The following is a 21997-nucleotide window of genomic DNA, read 5'->3' as shown; positions in this document are numbered from 1 at the left end:
CGAAGGAGTGGTGAGGATGTTCCCTCACCACTCCGCTATCGACCCATCCACGTTTCTCCATATTGGACTGCGCCAGTTATGGCCAATTTGAGAAGCGTTCCTAACCTTCTCCTCGTCAATTGTTATTCCCAGTCCAGGGTCAAGTGGCAGTAATACATATCCATCTGAGAAATTGAATACCTCAGGATTGGCCAGGTAAGAGAGCAGCTCTGACTCCTTATGGTAGTGTATCTCTAGGCTTTGCTCTTGTATGAGTGCATTCGGAGTACAAAAATCCACTTGTAGAGATGCAGCAAGAGCTATTGGGCCTAGTGGGCAATGGGGAGCAAGTGCGATATCATAAGCCTCTGCCATAGCAGCTATCTTCTTAACTTCCAAGATACCTCCAGCATGGCTTAAGTCCGGCTGTATAACGTCAGCCAATCCTTTGGAGATGATTTCCTTGAAACCCCATCTAGTGTACAGGCGTTCTCCAAGTGCGATTGGAATACCAGTGATAGCTCTCAAGTCTCTTAATGAGTCCTCGTGCCCGGGAGGGAAAGGCTCCTCGATAAACATAAGCTTGAATGGCTCAAGTTCCCTCACGAGGCTTCTTGCCATACCTTTGTGTATTCTTCCGTGGAAGTCTACTCCTATAGCTATATCGTTACCTACTGCCTCCCTGACTAGGGCGACGGACTCTATTATTAGATCCAGCTTTTGGGGAGTGTCTATCCAGGTATTTGGTCCTGGAACACCCATCTTGATGGCCTGATAGCCTGCATTAACGCGTGATAGTACTGATTCTGCCAGCTGTTGGGGAGTATCTCCGTGAACCCAGGAGTAAACCTTCATACGATCTCTCACAGGGCCACCCAATAGTTCATATATGGGTACACCCAAAGACTTGCCCTTTAAATCCCATAAAGCCTGCTCTATTCCGGAGAGCGCGCTGGTGAGTATTGGTCCACCCCTGTAGAAACCCCCTCTATATACTGCCTGCCATATATCCTCTATGTGGTTCGCTGGCTGGCCCACAATGTAATCAGCCATCTCACTGATGGCTGCTGCAACAGTGTCAGCCTTTCCTTCTACGATTGGTTCTCCCCAGCCCTCCAGCCCTTCGTCCGTGCGGATCTTCAGGAAGAGCCATCTTGGTGGGACTTTATAGAGGGTGAGGCTTTCTATTTTCATAAGTGCCTTCACAGCTTCTATCTGCGATAGTCATAATTCCAACTGAGATCAGAATCCTCTTCATCTTCAGAGTAAGATTCTGTTTTCGAAATCAGGTCATCAGTAGCTGCGTATTCGGCAGCCTCTTCCTCTATCTGTCTGAGCCTAAGTTCAGCTTGTTGGAGTATAGAGTTGCACCTAGATACGAGTGCGTACGCTTCCTCATAGCAGGCGAGAGCGTCCTCAAGTGTTAGACCTCCAGCATCCAATTTGTGAATGAGCTCCTCCAATCTAGAGTAGGCTTCTTCAAAATTCAGTTGGGATGTATCCCTATCCGTACTCATAGTACCTACCTCTCTACCTGCTTTACTGTTTGATCTACCATAGATTTTATAAAGCCGTCGGCGAGCCTGGTTGTTATCGCTTTAGTATTCCCTACATCATCGATTGATCTAAGAACCTTACCATCCTCCGTGGTAGTTACAGAATATCCTCTGCCAAGTACAGCCTTAGGGTTCAGAGCGTTCAAACTAAGAGCCATAGTTTCCAAGTTGCTTTTCTTGAGTTCTATCAGGTGTCTTACCCTGCTAAGTGCGTTATCATTGAGCAGAGATAGCTTCTCTCTATGCCTATGTATAGCATGTATAGGGCTTGTTCTCTTGAGATGAGAGTGCATGTGCTGCACATCCTCCATACACTGCCGCAATTTTTGTCTCATGTTCATGCTAGCTATGTTTAGCATGTGATCGAGGGATTGCCTCAGCTCCGCGACGTTAGGCACTACTAGCTCAGCGGCTGCGGATGGAGTTGGGGCTCTTAGATCAGCTACATAATCGGCTATAGTGTAGTCTGTCTCGTGCCCTATGGCGCTGATCACAGGTACTGGGCAGGCATATATAGCCCTAGCCACGCATTCTTCATTGAAGGCCCAAAGCTCTTCTCTAGATCCACCACCTCTTGCCAGGATTATCACGTCTACTTTTGCAGTCTTATGTAGCTTCTCAATAGCAGCTGCTATCTGTAAGGATGCACCATCTCCTTGAACTTGAGTGTGAGACAGTATTACCTCTGCTAGTGGATACCTGCGCCTGAGTATGTTGAGGATGTCATGTAGTACAGCACCATGCTTACTGGTAACTATCCCTATTGCTGATGGGAACTTGGGAATGGATCTCTTCCTGCTCTCATCAAAAAGCCCTTCGGCCTCGAGCTTTGCTTTGAGAGCCTGGAACTCAAGCTCCAATCTACCAGTACCTTCTGGCTGTACTATATCCACGTAGAACTGTAACTTACCTGATTGCTTCCAAATAGACACTCTGCCATGGGCGATAACTGCTTGGCCGTTAGCAAGCTCAGCCTGTACGTGTATTAGATCCTGCTTGAACAACACACAAGAAAGCTGAGATTCCCCGTCTTTGAGTGTAAAGTAGAAGTGTCCTTTACTCGACTGGCTTAGGTTACTGATCTCACCTTGGATCCAAACATCGCTCAGTAGACGATCAGTCTCAAGCAGCTGCTGGAGATAGAAATTTATATCGCTAACGGTCAGCAGGTACAACTGACATCTCCTATGAGCTATTCAGGTGTGGCAGAAGTATCTACCAGCATCAGTGGTTGGCCATATTCCACCGCTTGTCCGTTTTGAGCAACGATCTCCACCACACGTCCGCCTATCTCAGCAGGCACATCGTTCATAATCTTCATCGCCTCAATGATACCGATCGTTTGTCCCGGACGGATGAAATCCCCAACTTTGACGTAAGGATCCGCATCTGGGCTTGGTGAAGTATAGAAAGTGCCTACCATAGGTGCAGTGATGGGCACTATGTGTTGCGATTCTGTCTGTTCCGTAGTGGCTGGAGCTTGAGTAGGTTGAGTTACCTGCTGAGGGGGGGGAGTCTGAACTGGGTAAGTTTCTACTTGCGCATGAGGTATAGGCTGTGCTTGATGAGGTATATTAACATCGTTTCTTAGCCTTAGCCTGAAACCTCCTTGCTCTATTTCCAGCTCAGTTACCTTGCCCTGGCTTACTAAATCTATTAGGTCCCTAAGTCCTTGATCTAGTAGCTTGGAAAGATCGAATTCTTTGTGTTCCGGACTCATATTATCCCACCCGCTCTATATATTCCCCAGTTCTAGTATCAACTCTTATGATATCTCCCTCATTGATGAACAAAGGCACCTGTACTACTAGTCCAGTTTCCAGTCTAGCAGGCTTACTACCTCCTGCTGCCGTGTCTCCTCTAACACCTGGGTCGGTTTGCACGACCTGCAGTTCGACCGTTGTGGGAAGCTCCACTCCTATCGGCTCATCGCCATACATAAGTAGGTCAATGTTCATACCCTCTTTCAGATACTTGACTGCATCTCCTAAGAGGTCAGCGCTCAGAGTGGGTTGATCAAAGGTCTCGGTATCCATAAAAGTATAGTTCTCGCCGTCATTGTACAGATATTGGACGGTACGCCTTTCAAGTCTTGCAGTTTCAAACTTGGTGCCTGCTTGGAATGTGCGCTCCGTAATGGCACCGGTGCGTAGGTTTTTGAGCTGAACTCTTACAAAGGCAGATCCTCTTCCAAGCTTTACATGCTGGAAATCCAACACCCTTACGAGATCGCCATCGATTACAAGTGTGTTGCCTTTTCTAAGTTCGCCAGTCGATATCATAAGAAGTAATACTCCTTTACCTGTTTTTGAATATAGGTGCTTGAGAAAGTACGGATGGTCCGTTGTCCACAAGAACTAGGCTCTCTATCCTGACTCCTCCCCATCCAGATATGTAGATGCCTGGCTCAATAGTTACCACCATCCCCTCTTGAAGTACATCTTCACTGTTCTTCCTCAGACTTGGCTTCTCATGAACTTCTAGTCCTACACCGTGTCCCAGACTATGGGTGAAAGCTTCTCCGTAACCTGCCTGATCGATTATTCCTCTAGCTATAGCGTCGATTTCCCCACCGTCAAGTCCCGCCCTTATTGCTGATCTCGCAGTATTATGTGCCTCCAGTACAATGTTATAAACCTCTTCAAACTTAGAGTCTGGTTTACCTAAGCAGAATGTGCGGGTCATATCAGAGCAATAGCCACGGTAGAAAGCTCCCATATCTACTATTATGGGTTCTCCTTCTTGGACTGGTCTATCGGTAGGCTCATGGTGTGGCCTGGCAGCATTTGGACCAGCAGCAACTATCGTCTCAAACGAGGGGCCTTCGGCTCCCAGCTCTATCATAAGATTATCTAGTAATCTGGCGACCTGCTTTTCTGTCATCCCTGGGGATATCTGATCTAGCATCTTACTAAATGCAGCATCAGCTATCTTGGCAGCTTCGCTGATCATATTCTGTTCATAAGGGTCTTTGATAACTCGCTGAGCTTCTACCAGCCCCTTGACGGGGATAAGCTCTACTCGGTCTTCAAGGTGGGACCTAAGATCATCTATAAACCCGTATGTTACATAGTCTCTTTCGAAGCCAACCTTGTGTAGCCCCAGATACCTTAGCAGATCAGATATAACGATGTTTGGCTTATCCTTTACGAGAAATGGCTCTACTGCTGTGACCTCTTTTTGAGCATGCTCAATATACAGAGAGTTAACAAGTAGCAACGCTTTCTCTTGAGTGATAAGTACGTATCCTGAACTCTCTCCTATGGCTACGTCTCTGGCTGTGAATCCTGTCAGGTAACGCCGGTTTGCCTGACTGAAGACCAGTAAAGCATCCAGCTCATGATCAGCGAGTGATTTCCTTAGCTTATCTATTCTTCTAAGGTAATCTGGTAGAAAGGCGTTGTTCATCCAACGTACTCCGCTCTGGGGGTGCACACAAGCGGCATTATAGCATATAGGTCTAATGCCTTTCTTTGCGCGTCCTATTCCTAGCTCTTGTCGCTATCCCTAGGACTGCAAATAAGGCACCGATAGCTGCGCCTGCTCCGACCAAGGGGGAGACTTTTATCCTTTCCTTCCATACCCTGAGGCGCAACAAGAGTATTTCCGCCATCGCTTGCAGCACTACAGAAGGTTTGGCACCTGTAGATACACCTGCGGTGCGAGGATAGTGATGCACACCTACTTCTATTATTGAAGCCTTGCGTAGCTTAGCGAAAGAAAATATCTCTAGATTTATCAGAGCCCCAGGTGCCTTAAGAGGCAGGCTCTTTATAAGGCTTGCCCTAAAGATCTTGAAACCGCAGTCTATATCCTTAAGGTGTATGCCAAATAGTAACTTCGCTGCTAGATGAAATATAGCTGCGTTCACTTTACGATGTGCTGGATCTTGCCTCTTTGTCCTGTAACCGGCAACTATGTCATAGTGGTTGACATAAGGTAAGAGCAACGAGATGTCTCCAATGTCAAACTGGCCGTCAGAATCCATGCACATAATATATTGACCATGAGCGGCAGCGAAGCCGCTTCTCCACGCCGAGCCGTAGCCTAGATTTCGGGGATGATGAATTACCCTTATCCTGCTATCCCTTGCTGCAAAGCCTTCAGCTATCTCTCCCGTTTTATCCTGACTACCGTCATTTACGACTATTATTTCCCAGTCAGGCAGGGTCTCGTTGAGGACTTCTATACATCTCCCCAAGACGCGGGGGAGGTTTGCCTCTTCATTGCGAGCGGGCAGTATCAATGATAGCTTTCCATTAATGTTCGCAGATGCCTTTAGATTTGAATCAAGCATTGCTTCGCTATTTTCCCTCGATCTATTTATTCCCACTAACTAAATATAGGAGTCCACCTACGAGTAAGACACTCCAATAAGTTATGCCGCGGTCTATTAGCGCTATTGAACCCGCTAGAGATTTCTCAACATATACCCATTGTAGTACTGTTATCACCGCACCCTCTACTACGCCAAATCCCGCAGGTGTGAAGGGAATGGTCGTAAGCAGAGAGGCGGCAAGCGCCAAGAATATCACCTGTGATATTGTGAGACTTGCTCCTAAGGCAACCGCTACCGCCCAGAATCTTGCGCTTTCCAAAATCCATATTAGAGCGGTGAGCAACAATATTCTATCTAGCCTTCTGCTAAATGCAAGTAGTATACCCTCTTCCAATCTTGAGTAGAAAGGTCGTACCCTACCCGGAAGGATCTTATGGACATACACGCTGACGTACTTAACAGAGGCCAGTATGCCAAAACTAGCCAGTGCAAGGGTTCCACCAAGTGTTACCAAGAGCACAAAATGTGGAGGCAGCTTGGTTCTGAAAGCTATTATTCCTGACACTAATAAAAGTGTGAACAATACCCCTACATCTGCTACTCTCTCGGCAAATATGGTTCCCATGGTCTTGGAGAAAGATACTTTGGCGTTTCTCTTCAATAGGTATCCTCGGTAACCGTCTCCTAGCTTAGCGGGCAGTACTGAGTTGGCGAACCAGGAGAGAAGAATAATTCTAAGAAGACCTAGCGTACCCGGGAGCTGAGCATCATTTGTGCTGGAATAGCCAGAGTTATTCAGCACTTGCTGCCATCTTATGGTACGTACATAGAATGTAGCGTAGTAGAAAGCGAAACCTAAAACCAGGAATAGTAGGTTGGCATTGCGTGCATTATCAATAACTTCCTTTACAGGAATGTTTTGTCTTGCAAATATGAAGATAAGTATTACTAAGGATATAAGAAAAGAAATTATCGTACGCGGACGAAGTATCTGGTCCCTTATGTTTAAGCCCTGTTCTGTTTGCTTAGCCTCTATTTCGGTCATGCTCTAGGTACTTTCACCTACTATCAAGAGTTTCTTGTAGCCTACATCAAATGTTGCCGAATTATAACAGCGAGTGTAAACGTATGCCATGTTTATGGCATATAGGTAACGTTCTTATTCATTATGACGTTCCATTTGTGCAGTATGCACAAACACCTCCTGATTATTCCGGCCTTGTGACGTATATAACGCCCATAGTTCAGGAATAGTATGCAATCAAAAGAAATTGTGGAGGGTAAAGAGATGCCGGAGAAGTTGCTTAGTGCCTTAGGTGATGGATCTATAAGTATCAGTGTCCCGGGAACTCTTTGGGTTCTCCTGGGAGCTTTCTTGGTATTTATAATGGTGCCCTCGATAGGCATGCTGGAGGCAGGGCTCACACGACAAAAGAATGTAGTGCATGGCCTAATGAAGAGCCTATCTGCAGCTTCAGTGATGATGGTAATATTTTTGATAATAGGGTTCGGTCTAGCTTTCAGCCCATCAACCATGGCTGGTATTATAGGTAACCCAATACATTACCTCTTTGGTGGTGATCCTCAATCCGCTTGGCCAACTATATTTACGGACGGAAGTGCAACTGGAGGTGTACCACTCTATGCCTATGTGCTCTTCCAGATGATGTTTGCTACCGTCACGCTGGCGTTAATAGGTGCTGGCGTGTCTGAACGTATAAAATTCAGTGCGTGGCTGCTTTACTCGCTGTTCTTCTCTCTCATACTCTACCCACTGGTTGCTCACTTGGTATGGAGCCCTAATGGTTTGTTTGCCACATTGGGCACGCGAACAGGTTGGCTAGATGGCATGGGGGTGCGTGACTTTGCGGGCGGAGTTGTAGTTCATGCTCAGGCTGGATTTGCTGGGCTTGCTATAACCCTAGCACTTGGAGCTAGCTTGAAGCGGAGAGCCACACTATCCTCGCATGCTCCATTCGTCAAGTTCAAGAAGTCCACTGTAGTTCCAAGTGGCTATGAGGATTTGGCAGCTAAGGAAGCTAGTGAAAAGTACGCTAACAACATACCTCTCGCTGTCATAGGTACCGCTCTCCTGTGGTTTGGCTGGTTTGGATTCAACGGCGGCAGCAGTCTTGAACCTAATCTGCAAGGTGTATCTGCTGCACTTGCTACTACTGTGGCCGCAGCTGCAGCTGGCCTTGTGTCTATGTTGATGAGCAAAGCTGTCGATGGTCGTTATGATGCAATCATGGCTATAAGCGGTGTTCTCGGTGGTCTCGTAATGATCACGCCTAACGCTGGTTACGTAGATCCTGGTGCTTCGCTTGTGCTCGGCGTCCTGGCTGGTGTAGTCACCTTTGGTGCTACCAAGATCATGGAGAAATACCTTTATCAAATAGATGATCCTATAGGAGGCTTTCCAGTTCACGGCGTGAATGGCGTGCTTGGCTCCATGTTAGTGCCAGTATTTGCTCGTCCCGATGTCAGTGGCTTGCCTGTAGCTGGGCTTCTGTATGGTGGAGGTACCGACGCTTTGGTCTGGCTGGGTATCCAGACTCTGGGCATAGCCGTCGTGTGTACGCTAGTCTTCTTCGCTTCCTATGCGTTTATCAAAGTAAGCTCTGCCTTTGTCAAGGTAAGAGCTGCATTCGAGGAGGAGGCTGCAGGACTAGATCTGGTCGATCACGGTGTATATAAGGAGGAGATACCTGCCAAGACTGTTGGGACTCTTGCTAAGGAGTCTACGGCTTAGCTCTAGTCCAGAGCTGATTACAATAAAATAAATGGGAGGTGCTTTACTGTAGTGCCTCCCATTTATTTTGCTCTAGAATATGGCGGGAGCGCGTGGGAGTCGAACCCACCGGAGACCAGCAGTGCTAGCCTCCCAACGGTTTTGAAGACCGCGGAACCCACCGGGACCCTTCCGCTCCCATGAGAATACTAGTAACTGTTCTGACATGTAGTCAAGAGAATAATATATTCTGGTTGAATGTTTTAATGTTGGCTATTGACAAATGATAGTAAATAAATTTGCGACCTAACTATGTCCGATGATAAAGCAAGATTGTTTTTAGCTATAGATATCCCCAAAAGCATTCGGAGCATATTATATGATCTAGGACGCTCCGGATTAGCTGGTTCTACCGGTCTTAAGTGGGTAGAAGAGTCCAATATCCACCTAACCTTGAAATTTCTGGGGGATGTCTCAAGGTCGCAAATAGATGCTATTCAAGATGTCTTGGAAGATATAACTTGTCCTGACAGCATAGGTTTGGAGATCAGGGGATTGGGCATATTTGGGAACTTACGAAGGCCAAGAGTTCTATGGGCAGGAGTTTCTGGGGACATTGAAGCTTTGAGGTTACTTCACCAAGAGGTGGAAGATAAATGTGCTCGGTTAGGGTTTGACCGAGATGTTATGGAGTATAGACCCCATGTAACCTTGGCCAGGTTCAAGGAATCCTTTGCTGATACTCCTTCTCTACGCAGGCTTTTAGGAGCTAATAATGATGTATCATTAGGAAGCTTTATTGCAGAGAGCATGGTGCTCTACCAAAGCACCCTTTTGCCTAGTGGACCTGTCTATACACCTGTAAAAACCTTCAATCTGATAGAAAACAAGGATTGATATACTAGAAGCATGATGTTGGAGAGACTGGATAACATTGAAAAGAGATTTGATGAGTTGGATCGGATGATGTCTGATCCTGAGATATTCTCAGACCCCTCTCGCCTCATGGAGGTTGCACGTGAGAGGTCTGAACTGGAGGATATTGTTTCCCTTTATCGGGAATATAAGAAAGTAAAGTTGACCAGGGAAGAAGATCGACGCCTCATGGAGGATCCAGATCCTGATATAAGGCAAATGGCTGAGGAAGAATACGAACAGCTTGCTGATCGTGAGAAGGATCTGGAAGAGCGTCTGAAGATAGCATTACTTCCTAAGGATCCTAACGATGAGAAGGATGTTATAGTTGAGATCCGCGCTGGCACGGGAGGTGAGGAAGCAGCTCTATTTGCTGCCGATCTGTATCGTATGTATACCCGCTATGCTGAGAGGCAAGGCTGGAAGACTGAAGTACTCTCCACCAGTGAGAGTGATGCTGGCGGATTCAAGGAGATAATATTTGAGGTCAAAGGAAGAGGTGCTTATTCACGTTTGAAGTACGAAAGCGGTGTGCACAGGGTGCAGCGTGTGCCTGTAACAGAGTCTCAAGGCAGGATTCACACCTCTACGGCTACAGTGGCTGTGCTGCCTGAGGCTGAAGAGGTGGAGGTAGAGATTGATCCTGAAGATCTACGCATAGATGTATTTAGATCAACCGGACATGGTGGTCAGAGCGTTAATACGACCGATAGTGCTGTGCGTATAACACATCTTCCCACCGGTCTTGTTGTTACCTGCCAGGATGAGAAGAGTCAGCTAAAGAACAGGGCCAAAGCCATGGCAGTTCTTAGAGCTAGACTCTATGAAATGGAGAGAAGGAAGAGAGAAGAAGAGCTGGGTCAAGTGCGCCGATCGATGGTTGGAACCGGAGAAAGGAGCGAGAAGATACGCACTTATAACTTCCCACAGGACAGGGTTACGGATCACAGGATAAAAGAATCTTTCAGCAATCTACCCGCAATACTTGATGGCGAGATAGACAGGATAATCGAGTCTTTGCAGGTGGCTGATAGGGCTGAGCAGCTGCAATCAGCAGGTGTGTAGGGGCAACGCGGGGACATGCTCGAGTGGATATCCACTCGAGCATGTAGTGCTTAAGCGGCTGTGGACTCGGCCTTCTTTGCCAGGGTTCTTAGGCACCTAGTGCAAATATGTATCTTCACAAGCTCCCCATTTAGCATAACTGTTTGCCTGTGTACGTTCGGCTTGAAAGGCCTGTTGGTTTTCTGAGCCCTTCTCGCCCACTTTCCTCCATGGTGGTACTGTATGCTTCTTCCAAACTGGGTCTTCTTCCCACAAACCTCACATCTAGCCAATGCTGTTACCTCCAGATTTGAGTCTTGCACCGAATATCAAGTATTATTCGCTTCGAGTAGGAATAGCGGATTACAAATAAGACTATGATTGATTTATTGACCTACTAGTTTATCACTCTATCTCGTAATATGACAACAAGCTTGAGTAACGAAGGATACAGCATGAAGCCTGAAATATCGCTAGAAGGTAAGAATATACAAACATGTGGTGTGGATGTACTTGTAGAATCACTGAAGTACTCATCAAAGTGGCTTGAGCAGCACAGAGAGCGTATAAACCGTCTAAATGTCTTCCCTGTTCCTGATGGAGATACTGGAGATAACATGCTTATGACTATGCTCGGGGCGGTAAGAGCCATCGAAGAGCAAGCTCCTACTACCATGGCAGCATTAGCGGACGCCCTCGAGGAAGGGGCTCTAATGGCTTCCCGTGGTAACTCTGGTGTAATACTTTCTCAAATGATAGCAGGGTTTGCCTCTGTTATAAGAGGATTTGACAGCTTAGATGTAAGAATATTGGCAGAAGCCTTCAAGGTGGCTTCAGAATATGGATTTAGAGCACACTCCGAGCCTGTGGAAGGCACTATGATGACCGTTGCACGGGATATTGCCAAATCCGCTCACCAAGCTGCAAGAAATACAAATAGTATTATAGACTTTCTCTCCATCATAATTGATGATGCCAGGGAAAGCGTTAAGGCTACTCAGTACATGCTACCTAAGCTTCAACAGGCTGGAGTTGTCGATGCCGGAGGTGAGGGGCTAGTAGTCATACTTGATGGTGCATTGCGATATTTCAAGGGTGAGCTGCTAGAGATAAACGAAGATAGCTTCGAAGGGGCTGATTTCGCATCTGTAGATCTCGAGGAAGAGGATATTTATGGGTATTGCACGAACTTCGTGCTTCGAGGACATAACATAGATGTTGAAGAGTTTCGTAGCAAGATGCAGTCTATGGGGACCTCTGTGCTTGTGGTAGGCACCCCTGCGATCGTCAAGGTGCATGTACACACGGAACAACCGGGTGAGGTTCTTTCTTATGCTTTAAAGTTTGGCACGCTCCATCAGATAAAGCTTGATAATATGGGAGATCAATATGAGCAGAACGTACTGCACACTAGGACTCATCCTAGTTCCCAGATCACTACTGGGTTAGTGATTGTGGCTGCCGGGCAAGGTTTTACGCGCATGCTCCAGAGGGAAGATGGCGTAATAGTTGTGCAGGGCGGACAGACCATGAATCCCAGCACTGGAGAGATAATCAAAGCTGTGAGGGAGTGCCCTGCTGATGCTGTTATAATTCTCCCTAATAACCCCAACATAATCATGTCAGCTGAGCGCGCGGTAGGGTCTGCAGGGAAGAGAGTAGAGGTCGTGCCTACTAAATCCATGGCTGAGGGCATTGTGGCTTCTATGGCTTATAATCCTTCCCTGACGCTGGAAGAGAATTTGGAAAATATAAGATCTGCTATCAGAAACGTAAGATCGATAGAGGTTACCAGAGCTGTGCGGGATGCTCAGGTCAAAGATGTATCAGTGAAGGAGGGGGACTATATCGGTTTGCTTGATGGGCAAATAGTTGCCTCTGGAGCAGATTTATCTGACGTAATGAGGCATATTCTGGAGACTATAGAAGATCTTGATGAGTATGAGCTGATTACCTTGTATAGAGGACACGACCTTTCACAACGGGATGTGGAGAGTTTGGCTGAATTCTTGAAGGAGACATTTCCGGATATAGCTGTGGAAGTCTACGATGGTGGTCAGCCACATTATCAAATAATTGCTTCTTTAGAGTGAGGTCAGAAATTGAGCCAGGTTAGGGTAGTAGTGGATAGCACATCAGATATACCTCGTGACCTAGCTTCTTCTTTGGGTATTACGATAGTACCTCTCAGAGTGATTTTTGGGGACATGACCTATCTAGATGGTGTAGATCTCGATGCTGATGAGTTTTATAAGAAGCTTACTTCGTCCAATGTTCTCCCTCGTACTAGCCAGCCTCCTGTGGAGGACTTTAAGAGAGTGTTTAAATCTTTGTCTAAGGATGCAGCAGGTATCTTATGTATAACCATTTCAAGCAAGGTAAGTGGTACATACAACTCAGCTAAGATAGCTGCTAATCAGGTTGAAGAAGTCCCTATAAAGGTTATAGATAGTAAAACTGTATCGATGGCGTTTGGTTTTGCAGCTATCGCTGCTGCTGAGGCTGCTAGAGAAGGAGCGTCCTTAGAGGAGGTTGAAAGAGTAGCTCTTGATACTCTATCTCGTACCGATCTACTAGCCTTTGTTGATACTCTGGAGTACCTCCAAAAAGGAGGCAGGATCGGTAAAGCTGCAAGTCTGTTGGGGACATTGCTGCAAGTAAAACCCCTGATCACACTGCGTGAAGGCGAGGTAGTCCCCGTTACTCGTACGCGTACTAGATCTAAGGCAATATCTGCTCTGATAGATTGGGCTCATAAGTACAAACATCCAGAACGCATTGCTGTTATATGGAGTACTAATGAGGATGAGCTAAATACTCTCCTTGAAGGTTTAAGCGATCTATCTCCGGATCGAGAAGTAATCATTACCAAGTACGGTCCTGTAATCGGTGTGCATGCAGGGCCTGGTGCCATGGGGGTGATCGTGGTTAATAAGTCAAATGAAGACTGAAGAACTAGCAGCAAAGCTAAAAAATATTCTTTTATTGGAGCAGCGCCGCGGCTACAACAACAAGGCCGTATTGGGTGGCGTAGAAGCTTTTATTCAGAAGACGGTTCTCCCTCAGGCTTCTGATGATGACCCACAGGCTAAGCGTATTCTTAAGGCATCCGAGAAGCTATTAGGGTATTCGACTTGTGCACCGGAAGAGCGCTCAACCAAAGTAAAGGAAGCGCTGGATCTGTTGGATGGTAAGGCTTCTTCTGTGTTCCCACTTCCCAACATAAGACAAGCTCCGTCAAGGAGTGTCCCTGATCTCGAAAAGCCGATATCATCGATGCCTGGGGTTGGTCAAAGAAGAGCAGCTTTATTTGGCAGGCTGGGAATTCATCTTATAAGAGATGCACTCGAGTATTATCCACGTGAGTACCATGATAGATCTAATCTTCGAAAGATAGCAGAATTGCAATTTGGAAACACGGAGACCTTTATAGCAAAGGTTAAGGAAGTTTCTGTTCGCAAGCTATCGAACAATCTTAACCTCTTAACTGCTCGACTTCAGGATGAGACAGGTTTTATTGATGCAACATGGTTCTCACGAGGTTTTGTGAGGCGTGACCTTGAACCTGGTATGGAGATAATCGTTACAGGCAAGGTGGGGCAGTTTCTCGGGAAGTTAAAGGTGGAGTCTCCCGAGTATGAGCATCTGGACAAGAGTCTGCTCCACTCAGGCAGAATAGTGCCTATTTACAGATCCACAGAAGGACTAAACAACAAGCTACTTCGAAGTGTGATACACGATATAGTTGCCTATCACTCTGTGCGCATAGAAGACCATCTGCCTCAACATCTTATTGATGAGCTCTCGTTACTGGATCTTGGAGATGCACTTTACCAAATACACTTCCCCGATTCCTGGGATCAGCTCGAGGCTGCCCGCAGAAGGCTTGCGTTTGATGAATTCCTAGAAATACAGCTTGGGGCCCTAATGAAACAAGCAGTTAGGCGTAGATCCAAGGGTGCCCTTGCCCTCGATGTTCGCAAGCCACAGATAGGAGAATTCCTAACTAATCTTCCATTCAGGCTTACCGGAGCACAGGAAAGAGTCATACAGGAGATCATGCATGATCTTGAGTCGGATGTGCCAATGAACAGGTTACTCCAGGGAGATGTTGGGTCAGGAAAGACAGTGGTAGCTGCTTCGGCCCTGATAACTGCTTTTGCTAATGGTTATCAGGGGGCTATCATGGCGCCTACCGAGATACTAGCCGAACAGCATTATAAGGGTATATCTAGACTCGTCTCGGTTCTAGGAGAGGATGCTCCTAAGGTTTCCTTGCTTACCGGTAGTATCAAGGGCAAGGAAAGGGATGATCTATATCAAGCTGTTGAACAGGGTGAGATCGATATCCTTATAGGAACTCATGCTCTGATACAAGAAGGAGTGAGATTTAACAACCTCGCAGTATGTGTAGTCGATGAGCAACATAGATTCGGAGTTGAGCAAAGAGCAGCCTTAAGAGCCAAGGGCGTGAACCCCCATCTGCTGGTAATGACAGCTACCCCCATACCTAGAAGTCTTGCCCTCACTATATACGGAGACCTGGATCTCTCTGTATTGGATGAGATGCCCCCAGGAAGGCAACCAATACAGACTTTTGCGCTAACTCCTGAGCAGCGAAGCTGGGCTTATAACTTCCTCAGAGAAGAGGTAGAGCGAGGAAGGCAAGCATACATAATATGTCCGCTAGTCGAGGAATCAGAGAAAATAGAAGCTAAGGCTGCAATTGAAGAATATGAGCGCTTGCAGAAATATGTTTTCCCAGATCTTCGTCTTGGTTTGCTGCATGGGAGAATGAAGCCCAGGGAAAAGGATGAGGTGATGGAGAGGTTTCGCCTTGGCGAGTTGCAGGTGCTCGTTTCAACTGCAGTGGTCGAGGTTGGGATAGACGTGCCCAATGCTACAGTCATGCTGATAGAGGGAGCGGACAGATTTGGACTTGCCCAATTGCATCAGTTCAGAGGCAGAGTCGGAAGGGGTACTGAAAAGTCTTATTGCTTGTTACTCTCGGATTCGCCCTCTGAGGATGCTCGGAAGAGACTTGAGATAGTTCAAGAATGTAGCGATGGTTTCGTCTTAGCTGAGGAGGACCTGAAGATGAGAGGTCCAGGTGAGTTCTATGGTATAAGGCAATCAGGACAGATAAACCTGAAGGTAGCTAAGTTGTCAGATTTCGGTCTTTTGGAGGAAACTCGCAAAATAGCTGCTGAGCTTCTGGAAGATGATCCAGATCTTAGGCATTACCCTAAACTGAGGAGCAGAGTTGTAGAGAGAATGAAGACACTTTCAGAGGCCAATTGATGCGTGTTACGGGTGGGGAGCTAAGGGGAGTAACTTTAAAGTCTCCGCGTAGCCTTAGTACCAGACCGATGACCGATCGCCTTAGGCTGGCTCTCTTTAGCATTATTGCTCCTATGGAACAGCCCAGAGGCAGAGTGCTAGATCTGTATGCGGGCACAGGTGCACTTGGAATAGAGGCTCTTTCGAGAGGGGCTGACTTTGTAGATTTCGTAGATCAAAACTCTTCAGCTTGCGCCGTTATAAGAGCTAATTTGGAACAAACTAAACTAGTAAATAGGGCCAAAGTACACAAGCGGTCAGTTAAATCCTTCTTAGCTTCATATGAGGGGGAACCATTCGATCTTATATTTATGGATCCGCCATATGCTGACGCCGATATTGAAGAGGTGTTATCATTTATATCTCGTAAAGGTATGCTATCAGCTGACGGTTTGCTTGTGCTAGGGCATACCTCAAGGAGGAACTTTGCTGAAAGAATAGGTGCATTGGAGCTACTGATAAAACGATGCCATGGCGATTCATGCATTAGCATCTATACAGTAGCGGAAAGAGATCGTAATACGGATTAATCTGGTAGTTGTACCTTAGAGGCTTAGCCTGGTATTAGGTACCTCTGTGCTTAATAGCTGTGAACAGGGTAGAATTGCCGGTATCGGAGTTGAAGGCAATGCGGTAGCCCTATCGGAGGGATGTGGACTGTGGATATATACGCATTACTAGATCAACTAGAGCAACTGGCTAATAGCTCTAAGAAAATGCGTTTCACTAACAAGATACTAATTGACGAGGATGAGTTGCTCGAGTTAGTAGATCAGTTACGTACTGCTATTCCCGATGAAGTCAGACAATGCAAGCGCATGCTGGCTGAACGTGAGAGAATCATATCCACCGCTCAAGCTGAAGCTGAGAGGTTGAGGGAAGAGGCAGAGAAAGAAGTTGGCAGAATAATAAATGATCAACAATTGGTTGAGCAGGCTAGGAGCCAAGCTGAGAAAATAATCAGCGAGGCTGAAGAAAGGGCTAGGGCTATAACTGAAGGCGCAGATGAATATGCCCGCGATGTCCTTAGAAGCCTGGAAAATATGTTGTCATCGCAGCTGAATACTGTGAGAAATGGCTTAGCTCAGTTGGAGTCTAAGGAGGGAACAAAAGCCTAACCTTAATGGTTATAAACTTTGGTTAGCTAGATATTCATTAGAGCATAAACTCTTATTGGTACATAGGATGACTGCGATGAACGCTCATAATTATGATCTAGAGTTCAATGTATCAGGATTACTCAAGCAGACTACTGGAGCCTCTCGTACTTATCATTTCGAGACTCCTGACCTGCAATTGTACGAAGAGTCCGTAGCTCACCAGATAGTAGGTGATGCTGGAGCTCTACGTATCAAGACCGGTATACTCGTTCAAGGTACTGTAACGGCAAATGTTGAGATGGAGTGTTCACGTTGCCTGGTACCTTTCGTTGGTAAGATTGAAGCTTCCTTTGAAGAAGAGTTCCGTCCGACTGTGGATATAATTAGTGGTGTGTCGATGCATGAGATTAGAGAGGGTGAGTACGAAGGAGATTATTCGTGGCTTACCCACGATCACATGATGAACCTTACTGAGGTCATCAGACAAGCTATCATAGTCAATATGCCTTATAATCCTATATGTAGCCCTGACTGTGCAGGCCTTTGTCCGGAATGTGGCGCGGATCTCAATGTAGAACATTGTGGCCATATGACGGCAAAACTTGACAACCGCCTGTCAGTTTTGGCATCTCTACTTGAGCAACTAAAAGACTAATGAGAAAAGGAGTGTGTTGAGAGGTGGGTGCATTACCCAAGCAGAGAGTATCTAGGGGCAGACAAGGACGTAGAAGAGCTCATCACGTGCTGAAGAGCATCTCATTGACTTCCTGCCCTCGTTGTGGAAGCCCCGTTAAGACTCATCACGTATGCCCTAACTGCGGCACTTATAGGGGTATAGCGGTAATCGACATTGAAAACTCGCGCCGTTAGCGGCATCTTTATAGCCTAAGTCGACATTCTAATTTCTGGAGATATTTAATGTGTAGGCATGCTGCTATAACAGGCTGGGGCTTCTGCGTGCCCGAAAAGGTCCTTACCAATTACGACCTTGAGAAGATGGTCGATACTAGCGATGAGTGGATAAGGACTCGTACTGGCATAGTTGAGCGCAGGATAGCCAGCAGTGATCAGACTACCTCAAGCATGGGAGTAATAGCTGCACAAAGAGCATTGGATAAGGCTCATCTTGCAGCAATAGATCTGGACCTCATATTATGTGCCACCTGTACTCCAGATCATCTAATCCCAGCCACAGCATGCCTAATACAGCATGAATTGGGGGCTGTGAACGCAGCTGCCCTCGATATCAATGCAGCTTGCTCGGGATTCGTCTATGCATTGGTGACAGCCTCTCAATTCATAATGTCAGGCACGTACGATAGGGTGCTGATAGTTGCTGCCGAGACCCTGAGCAGGTTCGTCAATTGGCAGGATCGTAACACCTGTATCCTGTTTGGTGATGGCGCTGGCGCTGTGCTGCTAGAGGCGACCGATCAGGATGGGGGGCTAGTAAGCTCAGTTTTAGGTGCTCAAGGGGACGTAGGAAGGCTTCTTACTATAGAAGGTGGAGGATCGGCTAAACCAGCTAACCCAGATACCCTTGCCAATGGTGAGCACTGTATCAGGATGAAGGGTAACGAGGTGTTCAAATTCGCGGTCAGGTCTATGGGGCAAACTGCAAAGCAAGCCATAGATAAGGCTGGACTAAAGCCAGAAGATATAAGAAAAGTCATCCCGCATCAAGCTAACATAAGGATTATTAAGGCAACCCAGGAAGCTCTGGGTATCCCTTGGGAAAAAGTGTTTGTAAATGTCGATAGATATGGCAATACCTCGGCGGCATCTGTTCCTATAGCTTTGTGTGAGTTCCTCGAGACAGAAGAAGTATCCCCGGGAGATAATCTATTATTCGTAGCTTTCGGGGGTGGTCTCACCTGGGGGGCTGCAGTGGTTAGATGGATAGATGTAGAATCTCACATATCTGAGAGGGTTGAAGGCCCATATGCAATCTAATCATGCTGCCTGTGCTTTCCTCTTCCCCGGCCAGGGATCTCAATATGTAGGTATGGGATTGGATCTATATAAGGCATATCCTGAGGTTCGTCGCATTTGGCAGGAGGCAGACGATATTTTGGGATTTAGTCTGCGATCACTTGCCTTCGAGGGGCCGGCCGATGAATTAACGCAAACCGAGAACGCCCAGCCTGCTATTCTCGTCAGCAGCTACGTAATGTACAGGATACTGTCTGACCTTAATCTGATTGAGAATCCAAGTTTCCTAGCTGGGCATAGTCTGGGTGAGTACAGCGCGCTTCTCATTGCGGGCAGCCTGACTTTTGCGGATGCGGTTAGGCTTGTACGTACAAGAGGTGAGATCATGGCCCGTTACGGTCGCATTACTGCTGGCAAGATGGCTGCAGTTATTGCTATGGACGAAGATAAACTTTCCGAAATAGCCAAGGAATATGGTGTTGACGTGGCCAACTATAATAGCCCTGATCAATTGGTGATATCGGGCCCCGCAGAGGCTATTGATAAGCTTGTGGAGATTCTGCCTTCACTAGGTGCTCGAAGGGTGATTCCCCTTCCAGTGAGCGGTGCGTTTCACTCCTATCTCATGAAACCTGCTGCGAAAGAGTTTGCTCCTCATATAGACTCTGTTGATCTCAGCGCCCCTCAGGTACCTGTAGTGGCCAATTCCACGGCCGAGTTATTGCTGACTGTGGAGGATGTTCGTTCCGAGCTCAAGAGGCAACTTTCATCTCCGGTGATATGGCATAAGTCTATCACCAGGATTTGGGAAAATGGTGTTCGTAAATTCGTGGAGATCGGTCCAGGAAGAGTATTGACCGGACTTAACCGGAAAATTATACGTGAAGCCGAAGCTATAGCTTCGGAGGATCTAATAAAATCGGTTCTGGGGAATGGATAGGCATGTTTAAGAAGATCCTGATAGCTAACAGGGGTGAGATAGCAGTACGTGTAGTCAGGGCATGTCGAGAATTAGGCATAAGATCTGTGGTTGCCTACTCTGAAGCAGATAGAGAATCCCTGGCCGTACGACTTGCTGACGAATCGGTCTGTGTTGGTCCTGCACCCAGCTCCAAATCTTATCTGAATATACCATCTATCGTTAGTGCAGCTTTGATTACTGGTTGTGATGCTATACACCCGGGATATGGTTTCCTATCGGAGAATACTTACCTTTGTGAGATTTGTGAGCGTATAGGTATCACCTTTATAGGCCCGCCCAGACACGCCATCGAGCAGATGAGTGACAAGGCGATGGCTCGCCAGGCTATGAAAGAGGCCGGGGTACCGATAATTCCTGGAACGGAAGAACCTGTTTCCAATCTCGAAAGGGCAGCTCGGATTGCGAGAGATATAGGTTATCCGGTACTCCTTAAGGCTGTGGCTGGAGGTGGCGGGCGAGGCATGAGGGTCGTGCATACTCCCGAGGAACTTGCCTCAACCTTCGAAGTAGCCAGTAGCGAAGCCGACGCTGCTTTCAAGGATGGACGTCTGTATATCGAGAAATACCTTGACAGACCTCGGCATGTAGAGGTGCAAATAATTGCCGATAAGTACGGGAAAGTGCTTCATCTTGGTGAGAGAGATTGTTCAGTTCAGCGCCGCCATCAAAAACTGATAGAGGAGTCTCCGGCTCCGAACCTGTCTAACCGCACTAGAGAAGCTATACATAAGGCAGCTATCAAGGGCGCCAAGCACATTCGCTTCCATAATGTTGGTACATTTGAGTTCCTAGTTGATCAGCAGGAAAAGTTTTATTTCATTGAGGTAAACACTCGCATACAGGTAGAGCACCCAGTTACCGAGATGGTAACTGGTATAGATCTGGTTAAGTGGCAGATAAGGCTGGCTGCTGGGGAGCCTCTTGGCTTTGATCAAAAAGATGTTGAGTTTCGAGGCCATTGTATCGAGTCCAGAATAGTGGCTGAAGATCCTTACAAAGATTTTGCTCCTCAAGCCGGTGTGATAGATTTGTATATACCTCCCGGGGGGCCTGGAATAAGGGTGGATTCTCATCTTTATTGCGGCTATAGAGTCCCGACCTACTATGACTCTCTGCTGGCTAAGGTCCTTGCTTGGGGAGATGATCGGGATGAGGCTATTGCCCGCATGCTAAGGGCTCTGGACGAGTTTGTGATAACTGGTGTCCAGACCAGTATAGAATTTCACAGAGAGGCGATAGATCGTACGGATTTCAGGAAGGGAAACGTGCATACTAAATTCGTTGAAGAGATGTTTAGTAATAAGGTCCCTTCCGAAAGATAACTGAGGGAATGGATTCTCGAAGAGAAGAGTTTATACAACAACGACACCAAGCCAGAGCACTTGCCATGCAGGTGCTCTATGAAGCTGAGACTACACGTAAGCAGCCCTATGAGATTCTTCAGCGCAGACGAAACGAAGAAAACATACCTGAACAAGTACATGCTTATGCCTCAGATTTGGCTATAGGCGTATGGCAGAATCGCAAGGAATACGATAGCTTGATTACCAGATTTACCCCTACGTGGACTATAGATCAGATGGCAAAAGTTGACAGGAACATATTGCGTATAGCCGTGCACGAGATGCTCAGGAGGAATGATGTCCCTATAGCTGCAGCTATCAATGAAGCTGTTGAGCTTGCTAAAGAGTATGGGGCAGAGGCATCACCTAAGTTTGTCAACGGAGTTCTAGGAGCTATAGCTGATGCTATAGAATCTTCAAGCGGAGGGATTGCACCTGTGAGAGAATGACATTATTATTCGTGATAAGTAGTTTTTATCTAAAATCAAAGTCTTCAAATCAAAATCATGGAGGGATGTCGTGCAAGAGGAAACCTATGCAAAGCTAAAGGCAATGGTCGCAGATAGGCTTCATGTACCCGAAGACCAAATTACACCGGAAGCCTCGTTCGTAGAGGATCTAAATGCTGATTCTCTTGAAGTTGTTGAACTTGTTATGGCGCTGGAAGACGAATTCGGGATCAGCATACCTGATGAGGATGCCGAGAAGATCGTAACTGTTCAGGATGCTCTTAACTACATTGAGCAGCATGCTGGCAGTAATTCATAGGAAAGGTACCTGATACTTGGAGCGCCAT

The 21997-nt window shown here is 46.7% G+C and carries 24 protein-coding genes and 1 tRNA gene; 15 read left to right on the top strand and 10 right to left on the bottom strand.

Translation table 11 applies throughout. The features are described from left to right. Positions 1-24 precede the first annotated feature (24 nt). From dgoD to TTER_RS08425, 8 genes are read right to left on the bottom strand one after another with little or no spacing between them, the layout of a single operon-like run. A complete protein-coding gene (gene dgoD / locus TTER_RS08460; protein WP_012875604.1) occupies positions 25-1173 on the bottom strand; it encodes a galactonate dehydratase in 1149 nt (382 codons plus the stop codon). A gap of 17 nt (positions 1174-1190) precedes the next feature. Next, positions 1191-1496 carry an exodeoxyribonuclease VII small subunit gene (xseB, locus tag TTER_RS08455; RefSeq protein WP_012875603.1) on the bottom strand — a complete coding sequence of 102 codons (306 nt, stop codon included), beginning with the start codon at positions 1494-1496 and terminating at the stop codon, positions 1191-1193. 5 nt (positions 1497-1501) lie between these two features. Beyond that, positions 1502-2710: an exodeoxyribonuclease VII large subunit gene (gene xseA, locus TTER_RS08450; protein WP_012875602.1), complete on the bottom strand. Its 1209-nt coding sequence runs from the start codon at positions 2708-2710 to the stop codon at positions 1502-1504. A 17-nt stretch (positions 2711-2727) separates the two neighbouring features. Next, the gene (gene accB / locus TTER_RS08445) at positions 2728-3255 is read right to left on the bottom strand and encodes an acetyl-CoA carboxylase biotin carboxyl carrier protein (protein WP_012875601.1); all 528 of its coding nucleotides are present in this window, start codon (positions 3253-3255) and stop codon (positions 2728-2730) included. A gap of 1 nt (position 3256) precedes the next feature. Beyond that, on the bottom strand, positions 3257-3817 hold the full coding sequence (gene efp / locus TTER_RS08440) for an elongation factor P (RefSeq protein ID WP_012875600.1): 561 nt from the start codon (positions 3815-3817) through the stop codon (positions 3257-3259). 16 nt (positions 3818-3833) lie between these two features. Beyond that, positions 3834-4943 (bottom strand): M24 family metallopeptidase, encoded by a 1110-nt coding sequence (locus TTER_RS08435; RefSeq protein WP_012875599.1) that lies wholly within the window; start codon positions 4941-4943, stop codon positions 3834-3836. Positions 4944-4995: 52 nt separating this feature from the next. Further along, the gene (locus tag TTER_RS08430) at positions 4996-5868 is read right to left on the bottom strand and encodes a glycosyltransferase family 2 protein (RefSeq protein WP_241215200.1); all 873 of its coding nucleotides are present in this window, start codon (positions 5866-5868) and stop codon (positions 4996-4998) included. Beyond that, positions 5855-6859 carry a lysylphosphatidylglycerol synthase transmembrane domain-containing protein gene (locus TTER_RS08425; protein WP_012875597.1) on the bottom strand — a complete coding sequence of 335 codons (1005 nt, stop codon included), beginning with the start codon at positions 6857-6859 and terminating at the stop codon, positions 5855-5857. Before TTER_RS08425 ends, TTER_RS08430 begins: the two co-directional genes overlap by 14 nt. A gap of 243 nt (positions 6860-7102) precedes the next feature. On the opposite strand from TTER_RS08425, the gene TTER_RS08420 reads away from it, so the two are divergent. After that, a complete protein-coding gene (locus TTER_RS08420; RefSeq protein ID WP_049822994.1) occupies positions 7103-8566 on the top strand; it encodes an ammonium transporter in 1464 nt (487 codons plus the stop codon). Between the two features lie 80 nt (positions 8567-8646). Here TTER_RS08420 and TTER_RS15615 read toward each other — a convergent pair. Beyond that, positions 8647-8745, bottom strand: a tRNA-Sec gene (locus tag TTER_RS15615). 112 nt (positions 8746-8857) lie between these two features. Between TTER_RS15615 and thpR the strand changes: the two genes are divergently transcribed. Then, positions 8858-9442 carry an RNA 2',3'-cyclic phosphodiesterase gene (gene thpR / locus TTER_RS08415; protein ID WP_012875595.1) on the top strand — a complete coding sequence of 195 codons (585 nt, stop codon included), beginning with the start codon at positions 8858-8860 and terminating at the stop codon, positions 9440-9442. Between the two features lie 15 nt (positions 9443-9457). Continuing rightward, positions 9458-10525: a peptide chain release factor 1 gene (gene prfA / locus TTER_RS08410; RefSeq protein ID WP_012875594.1), complete on the top strand. Its 1068-nt coding sequence runs from the start codon at positions 9458-9460 to the stop codon at positions 10523-10525. Positions 10526-10575: 50 nt separating this feature from the next. Here the strand turns inward: prfA and rpmB are convergent, their stop codons facing one another. Then, the gene (rpmB, locus tag TTER_RS08405) at positions 10576-10827 is read right to left on the bottom strand and encodes a 50S ribosomal protein L28 (protein ID WP_241215199.1); all 252 of its coding nucleotides are present in this window, start codon (positions 10825-10827) and stop codon (positions 10576-10578) included. Between the two features lie 132 nt (positions 10828-10959). Here rpmB and TTER_RS08400 point away from each other — a divergent pair, with 132 nt between their 5' ends. The 12 genes from TTER_RS08400 to acpP all read left to right on the top strand — a co-directional run bounded on the left by TTER_RS08400 (position 10960) and on the right by acpP (position 21969). Beyond that, positions 10960-12597: a DAK2 domain-containing protein gene (locus tag TTER_RS08400; RefSeq protein ID WP_012875592.1), complete on the top strand. Its 1638-nt coding sequence runs from the start codon at positions 10960-10962 to the stop codon at positions 12595-12597. 9 nt (positions 12598-12606) lie between these two features. Continuing rightward, positions 12607-13455, top strand: a complete 849-nt coding sequence (locus TTER_RS08395; RefSeq protein ID WP_012875591.1) for a DegV family protein — start codon at positions 12607-12609, stop codon at positions 13453-13455. Further along, positions 13445-15805: an ATP-dependent DNA helicase RecG gene (gene recG, locus TTER_RS08390; protein ID WP_012875590.1), complete on the top strand. Its 2361-nt coding sequence runs from the start codon at positions 13445-13447 to the stop codon at positions 15803-15805. The genes TTER_RS08395 and recG overlap by 11 nt, the downstream gene beginning before the upstream one ends. Next, positions 15805-16374 (top strand): 16S rRNA (guanine(966)-N(2))-methyltransferase RsmD, encoded by a 570-nt coding sequence (rsmD, locus tag TTER_RS08385; protein ID WP_012875589.1) that lies wholly within the window; start codon positions 15805-15807, stop codon positions 16372-16374. Before recG ends, rsmD begins: the two co-directional genes overlap by 1 nt. Before the next feature lie 120 nt (positions 16375-16494). Beyond that, a complete protein-coding gene (locus TTER_RS08380; protein ID WP_041424431.1) occupies positions 16495-16962 on the top strand; it encodes a hypothetical protein in 468 nt (155 codons plus the stop codon). A gap of 76 nt (positions 16963-17038) precedes the next feature. Then, complete coding sequence (locus TTER_RS08375) at positions 17039-17599, top strand: YceD family protein (RefSeq protein ID WP_012875587.1); 561 nt, start codon at positions 17039-17041, stop codon at positions 17597-17599. Between the two features lie 23 nt (positions 17600-17622). After that, positions 17623-17814 carry a 50S ribosomal protein L32 gene (rpmF, locus tag TTER_RS15380; protein WP_012875586.1) on the top strand — a complete coding sequence of 64 codons (192 nt, stop codon included), beginning with the start codon at positions 17623-17625 and terminating at the stop codon, positions 17812-17814. Positions 17815-17862: 48 nt separating this feature from the next. Next, positions 17863-18897: a beta-ketoacyl-ACP synthase III gene (locus TTER_RS08370; RefSeq protein ID WP_012875585.1), complete on the top strand. Its 1035-nt coding sequence runs from the start codon at positions 17863-17865 to the stop codon at positions 18895-18897. Beyond that, on the top strand, positions 18887-19816 hold the full coding sequence (gene fabD / locus TTER_RS08365) for an ACP S-malonyltransferase (protein ID WP_012875584.1): 930 nt from the start codon (positions 18887-18889) through the stop codon (positions 19814-19816). The genes TTER_RS08370 and fabD overlap by 11 nt, the downstream gene beginning before the upstream one ends. A 2-nt stretch (positions 19817-19818) precedes the next feature. Then, on the top strand, positions 19819-21180 hold the full coding sequence (gene accC / locus TTER_RS08360; RefSeq protein ID WP_012875583.1) for an acetyl-CoA carboxylase biotin carboxylase subunit: 1362 nt from the start codon (positions 19819-19821) through the stop codon (positions 21178-21180). Positions 21181-21188: 8 nt separating this feature from the next. Continuing rightward, positions 21189-21650 carry a transcription antitermination factor NusB gene (gene nusB / locus TTER_RS08355; protein ID WP_012875582.1) on the top strand — a complete coding sequence of 154 codons (462 nt, stop codon included), beginning with the start codon at positions 21189-21191 and terminating at the stop codon, positions 21648-21650. A 70-nt stretch (positions 21651-21720) separates the two neighbouring features. Next, positions 21721-21969 carry an acyl carrier protein gene (acpP, locus tag TTER_RS08350; RefSeq protein ID WP_012875581.1) on the top strand — a complete coding sequence of 83 codons (249 nt, stop codon included), beginning with the start codon at positions 21721-21723 and terminating at the stop codon, positions 21967-21969. Positions 21970-21997 lie beyond the last annotated feature (28 nt).

The organism is Thermobaculum terrenum ATCC BAA-798 (genome assembly GCF_000025005.1).
GTDB lineage: Bacteria > Chloroflexota > Chloroflexia > Thermobaculales > Thermobaculaceae > Thermobaculum > Thermobaculum terrenum.
The sequence above is the reverse complement of the archived record's forward strand: the minus strand, read 5'-3'. Positions and strand labels throughout refer to the sequence as shown.